Source organism: Sorangiineae bacterium MSr11954, assembly GCA_037157815.1.
In the GTDB taxonomy this organism is placed as follows: domain Bacteria; phylum Myxococcota_A; class Polyangia; order Polyangiales; family Polyangiaceae; genus Pendulispora; species Pendulispora albinea.
The window spans coordinates 2294062-2307796 of the sequence record CP089984.1; the positions used below are offsets into that span (position 1 = coordinate 2294062).

General features: G+C 65.5%; 11 protein-coding genes. 6 read left to right on the forward strand and 5 right to left on the reverse strand.

Annotated elements, in window-relative coordinates; all coding sequences use genetic code 11:
• The first annotated feature begins 46 nt into the window (after positions 1–46).
• Together LZC94_09410 and LZC94_09415 are read left to right on the forward strand one after the other, a co-directional pair.
• The gene (locus tag LZC94_09410; protein ID WXB17482.1) at positions 47–475 is read left to right on the forward strand and encodes an ester cyclase; all 429 of its coding nucleotides are present in this window, start codon (positions 47–49) and stop codon (positions 473–475) included.
• 34 nt (positions 476–509) lie between these two features.
• Entirely contained in the window at positions 510–1229 is a 720-nt protein-coding gene (locus LZC94_09415) for a haloacid dehalogenase-like hydrolase (protein WXB17483.1), read from the forward strand.
• A 9-nt stretch (positions 1230–1238) separates the two neighbouring features.
• On the opposite strand, the gene LZC94_09420 is transcribed toward LZC94_09415, so the two are convergent.
• Positions 1239–3149, reverse strand: a complete 1911-nt coding sequence (locus LZC94_09420; GenBank protein ID WXB17484.1) for a beta-galactosidase — start codon at positions 3147–3149, stop codon at positions 1239–1241.
• The gene (locus LZC94_09425) at positions 3146–5509 is read right to left on the reverse strand and encodes a DUF5110 domain-containing protein (GenBank protein WXB17485.1); all 2364 of its coding nucleotides are present in this window, start codon (positions 5507–5509) and stop codon (positions 3146–3148) included. Before LZC94_09425 ends, LZC94_09420 begins: the two co-directional genes overlap by 4 nt.
• A 364-nt stretch (positions 5510–5873) precedes the next feature.
• On the opposite strand from LZC94_09425, the gene LZC94_09430 reads away from it, so the two are divergent.
• The 4 genes from LZC94_09430 to LZC94_09445 all read left to right on the forward strand — a co-directional run bounded on the left by LZC94_09430 (position 5874) and on the right by LZC94_09445 (position 9865).
• Complete coding sequence (locus LZC94_09430; GenBank protein ID WXB17486.1) at positions 5874–6422, forward strand: GNAT family N-acetyltransferase; 549 nt, start codon at positions 5874–5876, stop codon at positions 6420–6422.
• 114 nt (positions 6423–6536) lie between these two features.
• On the forward strand, positions 6537–7490 hold the full coding sequence (locus LZC94_09435) for a hypothetical protein (protein WXB17487.1): 954 nt from the start codon (positions 6537–6539) through the stop codon (positions 7488–7490).
• Between the two features lie 84 nt (positions 7491–7574).
• The gene (locus LZC94_09440; protein ID WXB17488.1) at positions 7575–8606 is read left to right on the forward strand and encodes an AraC family transcriptional regulator; all 1032 of its coding nucleotides are present in this window, start codon (positions 7575–7577) and stop codon (positions 8604–8606) included.
• Between the two features lie 62 nt (positions 8607–8668).
• Positions 8669–9865, forward strand: a complete 1197-nt coding sequence (locus LZC94_09445; GenBank protein WXB17489.1) for a benzoate/H(+) symporter BenE family transporter — start codon at positions 8669–8671, stop codon at positions 9863–9865.
• A 13-nt stretch (positions 9866–9878) separates the two neighbouring features.
• On the opposite strand, the gene LZC94_09450 is transcribed toward LZC94_09445, so the two are convergent.
• The 3 genes from LZC94_09450 to LZC94_09460 are packed head-to-tail and all read right to left on the reverse strand — an operon-like array spanning position 9879 to position 13562.
• Positions 9879–10889 carry a fatty acid desaturase gene (locus tag LZC94_09450; protein WXB17490.1) on the reverse strand — a complete coding sequence of 337 codons (1011 nt, stop codon included), beginning with the start codon at positions 10887–10889 and terminating at the stop codon, positions 9879–9881.
• 46 nt (positions 10890–10935) lie between these two features.
• Positions 10936–12072: an aminotransferase class I/II-fold pyridoxal phosphate-dependent enzyme gene (locus LZC94_09455; protein WXB17491.1), complete on the reverse strand. Its 1137-nt coding sequence runs from the start codon at positions 12070–12072 to the stop codon at positions 10936–10938.
• Complete coding sequence (locus LZC94_09460) at positions 12069–13562, reverse strand: pyridoxal-dependent decarboxylase (GenBank protein ID WXB17492.1); 1494 nt, start codon at positions 13560–13562, stop codon at positions 12069–12071. Before LZC94_09460 ends, LZC94_09455 begins: the two co-directional genes overlap by 4 nt.
• Positions 13563–13735: the final 173 nt, after the last annotated feature.

A 13735-nucleotide genomic window follows, 5' to 3' on the forward strand; every position in this document is an offset into this window, starting at 1 on the left:
AGGGGTGGCACCTTTCCCATCGGTGATTGGTGAAAGGAGCTCCCCCATGAACGAACACGTGAACACGACCGAAGCGAACCTCACCCCGCGCGGGTTTTCGGTGGAGAATTTTGCCCAGTTCTGGGCCCGGCCCGATCCTGCGCTGGTCGCGCACGCCGTGACGAACGACGTGATCGGACATTGGCCGGGCTCCGACGAGCCAGCCCGCGGGCTCACGGCATACGCGGAGCGCATTGCACGCGTGCTGGAGGTCGTCCCCGATCTCCGGCTCGATGTCATCGAGCACGCGACCAACGGCGATCTGCTCTTCATCCGCTGGCGCGCGCACGGAACCGGGGCCCGCGGTCCCTTTACGATGAGCGGCATGGACCGCATTCGTCTGCGCGATGGGCGCGTGGCAGAGAACGTCATCGTCTTCGACACCCGCCGCTTCGAGGAGCTCGTCGGCCGCCCCGTACCCTACGCCGGACCGTGACGCGCTGCGCGGTACGTGGCACTATGCCGAGGTGATGGCGCCCACGACGCTCGTTCTTTGGGATATCGATCTGACCCTCGTCGAGATGCCGGGCCTTGGCCGGCAATGGTACGAGCGGGCGTTCATCAAAGCGGTGGGTCGCGAAATGCTCCATTATCCCTCCACCGCGGGGAGGACGGAGCGCGCGATCAGCATGGAACTGCTCGCCGCCCACGGCGTGGATGGGAGCGATGCCATGCTCACGGGGTTGTTCGAGGCGCTGATCGCCACCGTCGCCGAGGACAAATCCATCGCCGAGCGCGGCCGGGCGCTGCCCGGGGTCAAGGCCGCGCTCACCGCGTTGAGCACCCTGCCGTCGGTGGTCCAAAGCTTGGTCACCGGGAACTTGCCGGTGATCGCCGGCTACAAGCTCGCGCCCTTCGGGCTCGACGTGTACTTGGATATGGAGATCGGCGGTTATGGCGCGATGTCCGCCCATCGTCACGATCTGGTGTTCGATGCCATGCGAAATGCGGCGGCCAAACATGGTGCACCGTTCGCCCCCACCTCGGTGGTGGTGATTGGCGATACGGTGCACGACGTCGAGGCCGCGTTGCATCATGGCGCCATCGCCATTGGCGTCGCCACCGGGCACACCCGCGAAGCCGATTTGCGGGCGGCCGGCGCGCACGCGACCTTTCCGGATTTGTCCGATACGGCCGCCGTGCTCGCGGCGGTGCTGCCCGCGGGCACGGCGCACGTTCCTCGAACGTAAGGGCGCGTATCAGCCGAGATCGGGCTTGTTGCGAAGCTCGATTTGGGTGCCGGATTCATGGAGCTCGAGCAGATGGAGCGTATTGCTCCCCGCGCGCCAGAGCGGGGCGGGGGCATACGAGGTGCGCTGAGGCCCGCGATCCCAATAGCGGCCGAGCAGAAATCCATTCAACCAAACGAGCCCTTTGCCCCAGCCTGGAAAGGCCAAAAAGCCATCGGCCGGGGCCGTGATGTTCATTCGTGCGCGATAAAAGGTCCCGCCCTGAGGCGCGGGGCCGCCCACGGCGCGAAACGTGAGCCCGCGCAGATCGTCGAGGGGCAGAGGGCGGATTTCCCATCCGGTGAGCGCCTCGTTTCCGAGGAGCACGTCCCCGCCGATGCCCTTGGGATCGAAGATGCGGGAGCCGAAGTTGATGCGCCCGTTGCAATCGACCAACAAATCGAGCTGGCTGGAGGCGCCGTTGACCGTGATGTTGGCCCCGATCGACGGCGTATTGCGATCGAGCCGCGCCACGTGCTTGCCGTCGAGGTAGACGAACGCCCAATCGCCCAGATCCCGGATGGTGAGCTTGGCCGATGGTCGCGGGCCGCGGAGGGTTGTTCGATAATGAATCATCCCGTAGGATTGACCGAGCTGCTCCATGGGGACGGGCTTGGTGCGCGCGACCGGGGTGGTCAGGCTCCCAAAGGACTCGACCAAGCCGACCATGCCATCGACATTCACCGTTTGCGGCGCGAGGCGCGGGGGTAGCGCAGGGAGCGGGCCGGCCGGCAAGGTGGTGTATTTGCCGATGACTTGGCGCAGCCGGGTGAACTTCTCCGTCAGCTCGCCGGCCTCGCCCACGGGGGAGTGGTAATCGTAGCTGGTGACCGTCGATTGGTACGAATCACCATGATTGGCGCCCGCCCAAAAGCCGAAGTTGGTGCTGCCCGCGGCCATGTACAGATTCACCGACGCGCCCATGGCGAGCATCTTGTCCACGTTCGCGGCGGTGGTCGCGGGATCGGTGGTGTGGTGGCCTTCGCCCCAGTGATCGAACCAGCCGTCCCAATACTCGGTGCAGAACAGCGGGCCCGAAGGTTGAAAGCGACGAAGATCGGCGAAGGGGCCGGTCGGGTCGCCCGCGAAGTTGGCGGTGGCGAAGACGCCCGGGATGTTCCCGTTCTTCAACATGGCCTCCGAGGTGCCGTTGGAGCAAAAGAGGAGGCTATCGATCCCGCCGTCGACCAGCACCTTTCGAATGTGCTGCAGGTATGTTTGGTCGTCGCCGAAGCTCCCATATTCATTTTCAATCTGCACCGCGACGATGGGCCCGCCCGCCTTGGCCTGCAGGGGCCTCACCACCGGCAAGAGCTCGCCGAACCACGCATCCATGGCCGCCATGAAGCGCGGATCGGAGGTGCGCAGCCGCATCCGGTCCGCCGTCAGCAGCCACGCCGGAAGACCGCCGAGATCCCACTCCGCGCAGATGTACGGCCCAGGGCGAAGGATCACGTGGAGCCCGAGGCCCTGCGCCGCAAGCAGGAACTTGGGGAGATCGCACCAACCCGTGAAGCTGGGGGGAACGTTCGGGTGGGGCTGGTGGAAGTTCCAAGGGACGTAAACGTCGACCGCGTTGAGCCCCATCATGCGGAGCCGGTTCAGCCGATCCTTCCATTGGTCGGGGTGAATGCGAAAATAATGAATGGATCCGCTGATGATTCGAAAGGGTTTGCCGTCGAGCAGAAAACGGTTGCCGTCGATGGTGAGCCCCGTGCGCGGCGCCGCATCGGTGCTATTTCGCGAATCCGTGAGCGCCTGCGCGCCTTCGCCGTCGTACGGCGCCGATCCCTCCGGAGAGCCGGCGCAGGAGGTGGTTCCGGTGAGCACCGCCGTCGCGCAGCCACCGAGCACGCCGCCCAGAAAGTCCCGTCGTTTCATAGCGACACCCCGAACGAGGTGCTCAGCGAGCGTTGCGGGATCTTGATGGAAAGAACGCCGGATCGATCCGCGGGGTCGAAGAACCAGCCCTCGCTCGCCGCGTCGTAGGCCGCGCGCGACGCATGGTAGGTCAGCGCGGTGGTGTCGAGCACCACGCGCGCGGGCGCCGATTTCATATGGATGGTGAGCTCGTAGCGCCGGCTCGTAGGTTTGCCCGTGTAATCGCCTTGGCTGGGGCCGACGGCCACCGCCATGGTTCCATTGGCGAGCACCTCGACCCGAATCGCCTGTTTGGCATATCTGCCGGCCGCGTAGTCGCGGGTGACGCCGTCGTCCTCGTAAAGGCTGAAGCTCGCGCTCCCGGCCTGCGCGGGCGGATAGATATCGAGGGTGATCGGGTCCTTCGGCTTTTCGCGGTGGTGCAGCATCTGCGGCCACATGGGCACGATCGAGCCGGCCCGCACGAAGAGCGGCAATCGGTCGAGCGGCGCGGCGTAGCCGTTGACTGTGGCCGGCCCCACGTACACCTTGCCCGACCAATAATCGGTCCACGTGCCCTGCGGCAGATAGATGCCATCGCGGGTGGCGGTGTTGGAGGTGACCGGTGCCACCAGGAAGGCATCGCCGGCCATGAATTGTTGGCTGGTGGTGTTGTCCCGCGCCTTTGGGTCGTTGGGGTACTCCAGCACCATGGCGCGCGTGCTCGGCACGCCGGTTTCGTGCGCGATCCGGCTCATGGTGTAGAGATAAGGCAAGAGGCGCTGGCGCAGCTTGAGGTATTTGCGGTGGATGGCCTTGTGCGCATCGTCGAAGCGCCAGGGTTGTTTGTCGTTGTAGCCCCTCTCCGGGTTGACATTGCCCCAACCCGACATGCTCATGAGCACGGGGAGAAACGACTTCCACTGAAGATCGCGGCTGTAGGTGTCGGGGCTGCCGTAATAAATGCCATCGACGTCGCCGCTGGCGTAGTTGAGGGCCGAGAGGCCCGCGCCGGCGAGGGCCGGGACGTGAAAGCGCATATCGTTCCAATCGCCTTTGGTGTCCCCGGTCCAGACCACGGCGTTGCGCTGCGTGCCCGCCCATCCGTCGACCGTCCACACGAAGCGGCGCGCGTTGCTGTTGCTCTCGATGCCGGCGACCGCTTGCTCCACCCCTTCGAACGCGAATTTGTAACCCCGGCCAATCCACGCCACATCGGTCTTGATGGCGCGGGTGCCCGCGGTGCCCACCTCCCACGCCACGTTGGCCAAGCCGGTGCTGGTCCATAGTCCGGTATAGAAGCCGCGATCGTGGAGCGATTTCACGGTGCTCGGAAGATCTTCGTAGTTGCACCCGTAGCCGTCGTTGGGCAAGAACCAGCCGCCGGGCATATCGTTGTCGCGCGCGGCCTGGGCGTAGGCGATCACGTCGGGCGTTCGAAGGTGGCCCGCGCGGTTGACCGGCCCTTTGTCGGGATCGGTGTCGTGCGTGCTCCAACAGTCGGCGTGACCCATCTCCAACCCGAAGAGCGGCGCGAGAAAGGGTTTGCCCGTGACATCGGTGTAGCGATCGAGCACCTCCTTTGGATGACCGGCCGCGAAGTACACGGCGTCGAATCGCTTCTCGCCGTGGCGGGTGCTGACGGTGGCGCCGAATTGATACGATCCGGCCGTCCAGGTGTTGCGCACCACTCCATATCCCGCGGTGCTCATGTAAAAAGGCGCCGGGCTGGCGTTCTCGCCCTCTTTCCAGCTGTTGAAGACCTTGATGGGCACCGTGAGATCGCGCAGCGCCCACGCGCCCAGGCGAAGCCCTCCGCCGTAGAATTGCTCGTCGGCGCCGCGAACGAGCTTCTGCTGCGTGCCTTGATCGTCCCACGAGAGACCCGACTGCTCCCGCCAGAGCAAGGTCGCGTTGTCTTTCTTGTAGAGCGCAAATGTCAGCGGCTTCTTGTACGCGCGCAGCACGAGCGCGTCGGACTCGATGCGGTAGTAGTCGCCCGCGTCGGCGTGGGTGACGGGCACCTGTCCGAAATCGGTTCTTTGGAGGACCTTGCCCGCGACCGGATCGGTGAAGGTGCCGCCCGGCGCCAGCTCCATCCGAAAGACGTCGGGCTGCAAGAATCGAATGCGCACTTTGTCGGCGCCCGCCGACAAAGTGAAGGTGCTCCCGCTCGGGCTGAACGCCGTGAGGTTGCCGAGGGTGGTGGCAAGCGCTTCGCTTCGCACCTCGACCGATTCCGGCCCGGCCGGCTCGGTCGGTGATGCGGGCGAGTCGGGCGAGGAGCAACCCCCATTCGGCAAGGCCAGCGCGAGAAGGCTGCACGGCCATACGAAATGGTGTACGGCGGATAACCTCTTCTCGAGTGCTCGTAAAGTCATGTCCGTAGTTCCCCTGGCTAGGCGAAGAGGGTGGGCGCAGGAGCCTCTTCGAGTGGCTTTCGAATACTTTCGATGCTACTTACGTATTTTTACGAAATCCACACGATTCGGTGGAGCACGTGCGTGCGTAGAATTGGCGGCGACGCGTCATTCACGGTTTCAAATCGACGGCGACGACCGGTTGCTTGTGCATAGGGAGATCAAGGTGGCGGAGAGGCTCCTACAGCGCTCGACATCGATACGTCGGGTCTCGTGACCCTCGAGCTGCGCGCGACCGACGGTCGTGATGGTATGGATGACGATCACGCGGATTGGGCGTGGCGCAGGTGATGTGCAACGATTCGGGGTTGATCTTCGGGACAAAATGAAAGAAAACGAAATAAATCGAAATCAAAGGGAGGGGACAGCCTTTCGTGCGCCGCTGCGCGTTTTGGTGCGGGAGCTCACGCCGGCGGACGCGGAGGCGATCGCGCAGTGGCGGTACGAAGGGCCATGGAGCATCTACGACCCACGTCCGACCGATGGGCCGCTGGAGGCGAGCGATGGCTACTTCGCGGTGGTCGATGCCGGTGGCGAGGGCGCGCTCGTAGGCTTCGCATGCGTGGGGGCCGAGGCGCGGGTGCCGGGGCTCTCCGAGGAGCCGGGGGTGGTCGATGTCGGCGTGGGGATGCGGCCGGACCTCGTGGGTCGAGGGCTCGGCGGCGGCTTTCTCGGCGCCGTCATGGACTTCGTGTGCCGCCGGTTTGGTGCATCGTCGTTGCGCGCTGTGGTCCAATCGTGGAATGAACGCAGCCTCCGGCTCACGGCGCGCCTGGGGTTTCGCGTGGCGGGCGCCATCACGTGCGTGCAAGAGGGAAGGGCGGTCGAGTACCTCGTGCTCCGTTGGAACGAGGGATCGTCGCCGCCGCCGTGAGGCGCGGCCGGTACGAGCGACCAACTCTTTGGCCGCGGCGCACAAGTCGCCCGGCCGGGCGCGTTCAGGCTGACCGTCGGCTGCGCACCTTCTGCGCGGCCGGCGGAGGTCGATATGATGGTCGGTAGCTTCGAACGAGCTTTCTTCTTCTCCCATCTGCGCCGTGCGATCGCGGTGGTGGCGACGGTGTGCTGTGTGGCGGGTTGTCCCGACTCGGAGGGAGCGCGCGACGAGCGCGCGGGCGATGCGGGGCCGCGCGACGTCGGTATGGACGATGGGGCGTCGGGGCGTGCGACCCACACGGGGCTCATTTCGATTCAGGATATTTCGATTGCCAATGTGCCGGCCGCCGGGCGCGCGCTGACGGTCAATATCTTGTTCAACGCGGCGCGCGCGCCCGATTACGAGGAGCAGCCCGGCGCGCTGACGGGGTGCAAAGCGTGGTCGTACGATCTCGCGAAGGAGCCAATCCCGGCGCTGGAGGATCACGGCGCGGTGCGCGTCTCCGGGGTGGAGGGCGGACCTCTCGATTGCCGCTTCGAGAGCGGGCGAGGTTACGTATGCCCGCCGGCGACCGGGACGCGGCTATCCGCCGTCGCCGTCCAGCTCACGCCCGGCGCGGGGAGCGCGTTTGCATTCCCCGAAACGACCCTCGCCGCCGGCGATCCCTTCGTGCTCGACGACGCCAACACCGCGCGCCTGACGAACGTGCCGGTGAACGGCGATCCCGTGATCCTCGGCTGCGCCAGCTGCGGAAAGGCCGACGCCACCATCGTGCGGCTCACCACCACGGACGCGGACGTCAGCCAGCTGCCGCCGGTGGCCATGCCCGCGCCGAAAAAGCGGTTCGTCGAAATCTTCTGCGCCACCTTGGGCGGCGACTCCATCACCATGCCGTCCGTCGTCATGGACTTCGTCAAAGAGGCGCACGCCGCTTCGCCCATCACCCGCGTGCGCACGGCGTTCATGCGCGATGGTTTTACGGTGCATACGAACGCGCCCCCGCGCGCCCCCAATCGCACGATTTTGGTCGCGGGGCGGGCCATCCTCGGCTTCACCCGGCCGTAGCGATCACGTTGTCATGGTGCGAGGGCTGCGGCATGCGCGCCCCGCGGGCGAAACCATTGGTGTGGATCGTGCGTACGTATCCGCGTGGACACCTCTGGAACGATCGCCTCCCGCAACGCCGACCGGGTCCTCCGCTGGGCCATCGGGCGCGGCTTCCCCTGCGAGCCATTTCATCGTGGGCCATCCGCGCGCGAGCCGTCGCGGCGCGAGGGCGCGCGCATCCCCGCGAGCCAGATGTTCGACTTGTGGGCCCGCCTTGCGCGCACCCTCGACGCTCCCGATTTGCCCGTATCGCTCGCGGCCGCGTCGCGGCTGGAAGATCTGGAGCTCCTCGGCTTCGTGGCCATGACGGCGCCGACGGCGCTCGCGGGGATGCGCGCGTTGGCGAAGTACAATGCCCTCTTGAACGACGCCGTCCATTGGGAAATCGTCCTGGACGCGCGCCGCCTCGAGGTGCGGCGATTTTGCGCGATGCCCCTGAACCTCGGCGTGCGCCTCTCGCACGAGACGGCGCTCGCGCAGGCGCTCTCCGGCGTGCGCCAGCTCTGCGGCGCGCGCATCGACCCCATCGCCGTCTCCTTTCGGCACCGCGCGCCGCGCGATACACGCGCGCACCGCGATTTTTTTGCCACCGCCATCGCGTTCGACGCGCCCTTCGATCGCATCGTCTTTCGCCGCGAGCCGTTCGACGGAACACCGCCCGGCGCCAACGCCGCGCTCGGGCGATGGTTGTGCGCCCAGGCCGACGAGCAGCTCGCGCAGCTGACCTCGCGCGGAGAGCGGCCGCTCCTCGCGCGCGTGCGCGACGAGATCGCACGCGCGCTCGCGAGCGGCGCCGCGTGCCCGATGCCCGCCGTGGCCGCACGGCTCGGGCTCACCCCTCGCACCCTTCGCCGCGCGCTCTCGGCCCACGCGACGAGCTACCGTGCCTTGCTCGATGGCGCCCGTCGCGAGGCGGCCGAGCGTCTTTTGGCGCGGCCGGATATGAGCATTACCCGGGCCGCCCTCGACGCCGGTTTCTCCGATCCGAGCGCGTTCACGCACGCATGCCGCCGCTGGTTCGGCGAAGCGCCGCGCGACAGGGCGCGGCGCACGACGCCGCCCGCGCGCTCGTGAGAGGGCCGAAACCCCTCGAACTTCGGCGCGCGCGACCCCAAGAACGGGCGCAGAGACCATCGATGAGAACCTTCGCCTCACCCGCCGCCCCGACGTCCGCGCTCTCCGGCTCCAACGTCGCCGCAGGCTTCATCACCGTCCTCGTCGGCTTTACAAGCTCCATTGCCGTCGTTTTTCAAGCTGCGTCCGCCGCCGGCGCCACCCCGGAGCAGACGAGCTCGTGGTTGTGGTCCATCGGAATGGGAACGGGGCTCACGTGCATCGGGCTATCCCTGCGCTACCGCGCACCGGTGGTCACCGCCTGGTCGACTGCGGGCGCGGCCATTCTGGCGACGAGCCTCCCCGGCGTTCCCATGTCGGAGAGCATCGGCATTTTTCTTTTCTCCGGCGCGCTCGCCACATTGGTCGGCGTCACGGGGTGGTTCGAAAAGGCGTTGAGCCGCATTTCGTTGCCCCTGGCCTCGGCCATGCTCGCCGGCATCCTCGCGCGCTTTGGGATGGATGTCTTCGTGGCCATGAAATCGCAGCTCGTCTTGGTCCTGACCATGCTGGCCACGTACGTGATCGGAAAACGGCTCTGGCCTCGCTACGCCGTCATCAGCGTGATGATCGCGGGCAGCGCGGTGGCGTGGGCGCGCGGGCTGATGCACGTCGAGACCTTTCACGTGGCGCTGGCCACGCCCGTGTTCATCGCGCCTTCGTTCTCGTGGCCCACGCTCATCGGCATCGGTGTTCCCTTGTTCGTGGTGAACATGGCCTCGCAAAACGTCCCCGGCGTGGCGGCCATCCGCGCATCCGGATACCGCACGCCCATATCGCCGCTCATTACGAGCACGGGGGTGCTGAACATGCTCCTCGCGCCGTTCGGGTGCTGCTCGCTCAACCTCGCGGCCATCACGGCCGCCATTTGCATGGGCAAAGAGGCGCACGAAGATCCGTCCAAGCGCTACATGGCCGGCGTGTTCGCCGGGCTCTTTTACCTGCTCTCCGGGGTGTTCGGCGCCACCATCGGCGCGCTCTTCACCGTATTTCCCAAAGAGCTGGTCTTCGCGGTCGCCGGGATCGCGCTCTTCGCGACCATCGCCAATGGCCTTCACACGGCCATGTCCACCGAGCATCAACGCGAGCCCGCCATCATCACGTTCTTGGTGGCCTTGTCCGGGGTCTCCCTGTTCGGCATCGGCGCCGCGTTCTGGGCGCTCCTCGCGGGCGTCCTCACGTCCCTTGCCCTGAACTGGCGCAAGGCGCGGGCGGCGTGATGGGGAGTCCGAATCACCGTTCCATGCACGTTTCGTCGGGCGCGTGCTTGATTTTACCGGCCAAGATGGCCCGATAAAGCGATCGATACGACGGCTCGAAGACCTTGATGTCCTTTTCCATCATGGCGTGCAGCTTCTTGATATTGCACATGGGCACACCGTGATGGTAGTGATGCGCCGTGTGCAAGTTGTTGCCATTGACGAACCACGTGACGATGGCCGACGTTCGAATGGTGCGCGTATTGGACAATACGTCTTGCTGAGTTTGCGTGTTTAGGCCGAAATGTTCGGGCATTTCGATCAGGAAGTGCACGCCTTCGGCGACCAGCAGCGCCGGAGCCCACCAGGCCAGCAGCGGTAACCACGAGCCGCTGTATGCCGTGTAGGCGATGCTGGCCAGCAGAAGGACGAAGTAGAATATATATTCGTTCTTGATGTCGCGATCGTACTTCTCTTTTTCGATCCCCGGGATGGGCCGGCGCAGGAGCGCGCGCCAGAGGATGCCGGCCACCCGCCCGAAGCGGCTCGGATCGAAGAAGGCGCGCGTGAACCCGAAGATCGAGTTCAGGTTCTGAAATCGGTATCGGAAGTGCTCCATATTGATCTTGGTGCCCAAATAAGCATGGTGGCGCAGGTGATCGTAGCGGTAGTGCGAGTGAGAGCTCATCATGAAAACGCCGCACAGCACGCCGAAGAGGCGATTCAGTTTTGGGGAGCGGAAGGCATGGTTGTGCATGCACTCGTGCTGCAATTCGACCAGGTGCGCGAAGATGAGGCCATTGACCAAGATGGCCACGGCGATGACGGGCCCTGTCGGCTTCCAGGCGATGGCCGCGGTGGCGGTGGCGATGATCCCCAGGGCAAAGAAGAACTTCGTGAGGAACACGACGGGCATCCTTTGAAACATTTCGCGCGGCAAGGCGCGTCGTTTGTCCTTTCCTGCGATGAACGCCAAGGGGACGTCGACGTCCCCCTCGAGGTTGCCTTGGGGAATGCTCTCACCGTTCGTAACGATGTATTCCATGAGCTCCTCCTATTTCGTGGAAGCGCGCCGTGCGCGCGGTGACGATTCAGCGCGCGCTGGAGCCGAAACGCCGGCTGACGAACGCATCGAGGCGCTCGAGCGCGCGGGGCAGCGAGCGGCGCCCCAGGCCGATTCGGAATCGGTTCTCCGGGTGATCGAAGACATGCCCCGGCAGCAGCAGGACACCCTCTTGCTCGACCAGCTCCGTGACGAAATCGCCAATTGGAATCGGCGATTTCAAGAGGGGGAATCCCACGGTGCCACCCTTGGGGCGGACCCAGGAGAACAACCCCTCCCACCGATGGAAGAACGCATCGACGTGCGCGAGGTTGTCCGTGACGATGCGGTTGCATCGGGCGACCACCTGCTCCCGCGCGCGCAAGGCCATCAAGGCCAGGATCTCCGAGGGCGCGGAGCAACAAACGGTGGTGAAATCCTTCATGGCGACGATCCGCCGGCGCAGCTCCGGATCGCGGCAGGCGAGCCATCCTACGCGCAGCCCGGCGAGGCCATACGCTTTGGACATGACGCCGACGCTGATGGAGCGCTCGTCCAAGTCCGCGGCCGCCGGCAGGCGCAGCGCCGGATCGAGCTCCATGAACCGATACACCTCGTCCGAGACGATGGGGATTCCCCGCTCCCGAGCGAGCTGGATCAACGTTTGAAATGCCGCGCGGGACAACTGCGCGCCGGTGGGGTTGTGCGGATAATTCATCACGATGGCCCGGGTGTTCGGGCGCAGGGCCCGCCGCACCGCGTCCAGATCGAGCTCCCACCCGGCCTCGGCCAAGAGGGGCACCAAGGTCACCTCGGCGCCGGCCGCGAGCGCGACTTTGGTGAGCGATTCGAACGCCGGCCAGACCACCACCAGGTGCGAGCCGGTGTCCACCAGGGTGTGCATCGACAGGTACAAGGCCTCGACGGCGCCGCCGCCGCACACCACGATGTCGTCGGCGGTCGCCGTCTCGTACTGGCGCGCAATCTCCGCGCGCAGGGCAGGGTGCCCGGCCGTTTCGGTGTAGCCGAGGGTGAGGGAGCTCCAGCGATCGAGGGAGTCGCCATCGGCCAGACGGAGAAGCTCGGCGAGCGGATAACCATCCACGTCCGAGGCGCCCAGGATGTAGTCGACCTTGAACTCCCAGATGGCAAAAAAGCGTTCGAGCTTGCTTTCGAGCGGCATCATCGGGTCCCCGTGGGCTGTCGTCCGGGCTCGCGCACGAGCTCGCGTCCGAGCTTCTCGACCTCGTGCACCAGAAAGTCGAAGTCCTCGCGGCGGCTGCGATGGTTGGTGATCGACACGCGCAGCGCGAAGCGTCCATTCAAGACGGTGTGCGATGGCACCGCCGCGCCGCTCTCTTGCAATCGGTGGAGCAGCTCGCGGTTCAACGTGTTGCGCTGATCGTCGTCGCCCGGGAACCGGTAACGCAGGCACACGACATTGAGGGATACGGGCGCCAGCAGCTCCAGCTCCGGGGATGCCGTGACCAACTCCGCGAGGTAGCGGGCCTGCGCCACGTTTTGCTCGATCAGGCGCCGGAATTTGTCGATTCCATGTTCTTTGATGCCCATCCAGATCTTGAGGGCACGAAACCCTCGGGACAGTTGGGGCCCGTACTCGGTGAACGGTTGCGATCGCGCGGCCGACAAGCCCCGGGTCGAAGGCGCCATGTAGGCTGCCTCGTAGCGGAACGCCGCGCGGTGCTCGGCGTCCGAGCGGACCAGGACGCAGCCGGCCTCGTAAGGGAAATACATCCACTTGTGGAGATCGAAGGCGATTGAATCGGCGCGCTCCAAGCCGGCGAGCTTGGGTCGCAAGGCCGGGGAGAGGGCCGCGCAGGCGCCGAACGCGCCATCGAGGTGGAACCAGATGCGCTGGCGCGCGGCCAGATCGGCCAGGGCAGGAAGGTCGTCGATGGCGCCCGTGTTGACGGTGCCCGCCGTGCCGATGATGGCCAGCGGGATGCGGCCCGCCGCGCGGTCGTGTTCGATCGCAGACGCCAGCGCGCGCACATCGATGCGGTGCGCGTCGTCGACGGGGATTCGGGACAGCGCGTGGGTGCCGAGCCCGAGGAGCTGCACGGCCTTTTGAATCGAGGAGTGTGCCTCGGTCGAGCCATATACGATCAAGGGGCTCGTCCCGGCCAGCCCCCTCTGTTTGACGTCTGCGTCCCGTAAATTGTTGCGGGCCACGGCCAGGCCCACGAAGTTGGCCATCGAACATCCGCTCAGGAGGATGCCGCTGGCCTCGGGCCGATATCCCAGCATGGTTTTGCACCATGCGATCACCTGAGCCTCGACATAGGTCCCCGCGTCGTCGAACCCGTCGACGCTGGAATTGATGGCCGCTGCAAGCATTTCGGCCAGCATCGACAATCCGGTGCCATTTCCGCACACCCATCCCCAAAAGCGTGGATGCGCATTGCCGGTAACGTAAGGCAGAATCAGCTTCGTGAAGTCGGTATACGCCTCTTCCGCACCTTGCGGGGTGAGCGGTATCGGCTCTTGGAATCGCGCGCGAACGTCCTCGGGCATCGGCTGCCAAACGGGCCTTTTTCGCAGGTCTTCGAAGTAGGAGAACATGTCGTCCACCATGCGATGGCCAAGCTGCCGCAACTCCTCCCACGACTCCGGATCCAGCGTTTCTTCCGTGCTGCCGATCGAGCGATCGTCCATCTCGTCCTCCTGCATGGTCAGGGTTCAGAGTCACGGTTCACGTCAGTGCGCACGTTTTCCGTCGCGGGCGACACACTAGCTGAAAATTATCGAAGCACCATGGGATTAACGATCTGCGTGCGCAAACGAAATGGGAATGGATCGTACGCGATGACGAAATGGGTCCAAGATGT

What these genes read in the sequence shown, in the direction of transcription:
- LZC94_09455 (WXB17491.1), bottom strand. Translation starts at nt 12,072, where the DNA reads ATGATGCCGCTCGAAAGCAAGCTCGAACGCTTTTTTGCCATCTGGGAG.
- LZC94_09450 (WXB17490.1), bottom strand. Translation starts at nt 10,889, where the DNA reads ATGGAATACATCGTTACGAACGGTGAGAGCATTCCCCAAGGCAACCTC.
- LZC94_09420 (WXB17484.1), bottom strand. Translation starts at nt 3,149, where the DNA reads ATGAAACGACGGGACTTTCTGGGCGGCGTGCTCGGTGGCTGCGCGACG.
- LZC94_09460 (WXB17492.1), bottom strand. Translation starts at nt 13,562, where the DNA reads ATGGACGATCGCTCGATCGGCAGCACGGAAGAAACGCTGGATCCGGAG.
- LZC94_09445 (WXB17489.1), top strand. Translation starts at nt 8,669, where the DNA reads ATGAGAACCTTCGCCTCACCCGCCGCCCCGACGTCCGCGCTCTCCGGC.
- LZC94_09430 (WXB17486.1), top strand. Translation starts at nt 5,874, where the DNA reads ATGAAAGAAAACGAAATAAATCGAAATCAAAGGGAGGGGACAGCCTTT.
- LZC94_09425 (WXB17485.1), bottom strand. Translation starts at nt 5,509, where the DNA reads ATGACTTTACGAGCACTCGAGAAGAGGTTATCCGCCGTACACCATTTC.
- LZC94_09415 (WXB17483.1), top strand. Translation starts at nt 510, where the DNA reads ATGGCGCCCACGACGCTCGTTCTTTGGGATATCGATCTGACCCTCGTC.
- LZC94_09410 (WXB17482.1), top strand. Translation starts at nt 47, where the DNA reads ATGAACGAACACGTGAACACGACCGAAGCGAACCTCACCCCGCGCGGG.
- LZC94_09435 (WXB17487.1), top strand. Translation starts at nt 6,537, where the DNA reads ATGATGGTCGGTAGCTTCGAACGAGCTTTCTTCTTCTCCCATCTGCGC.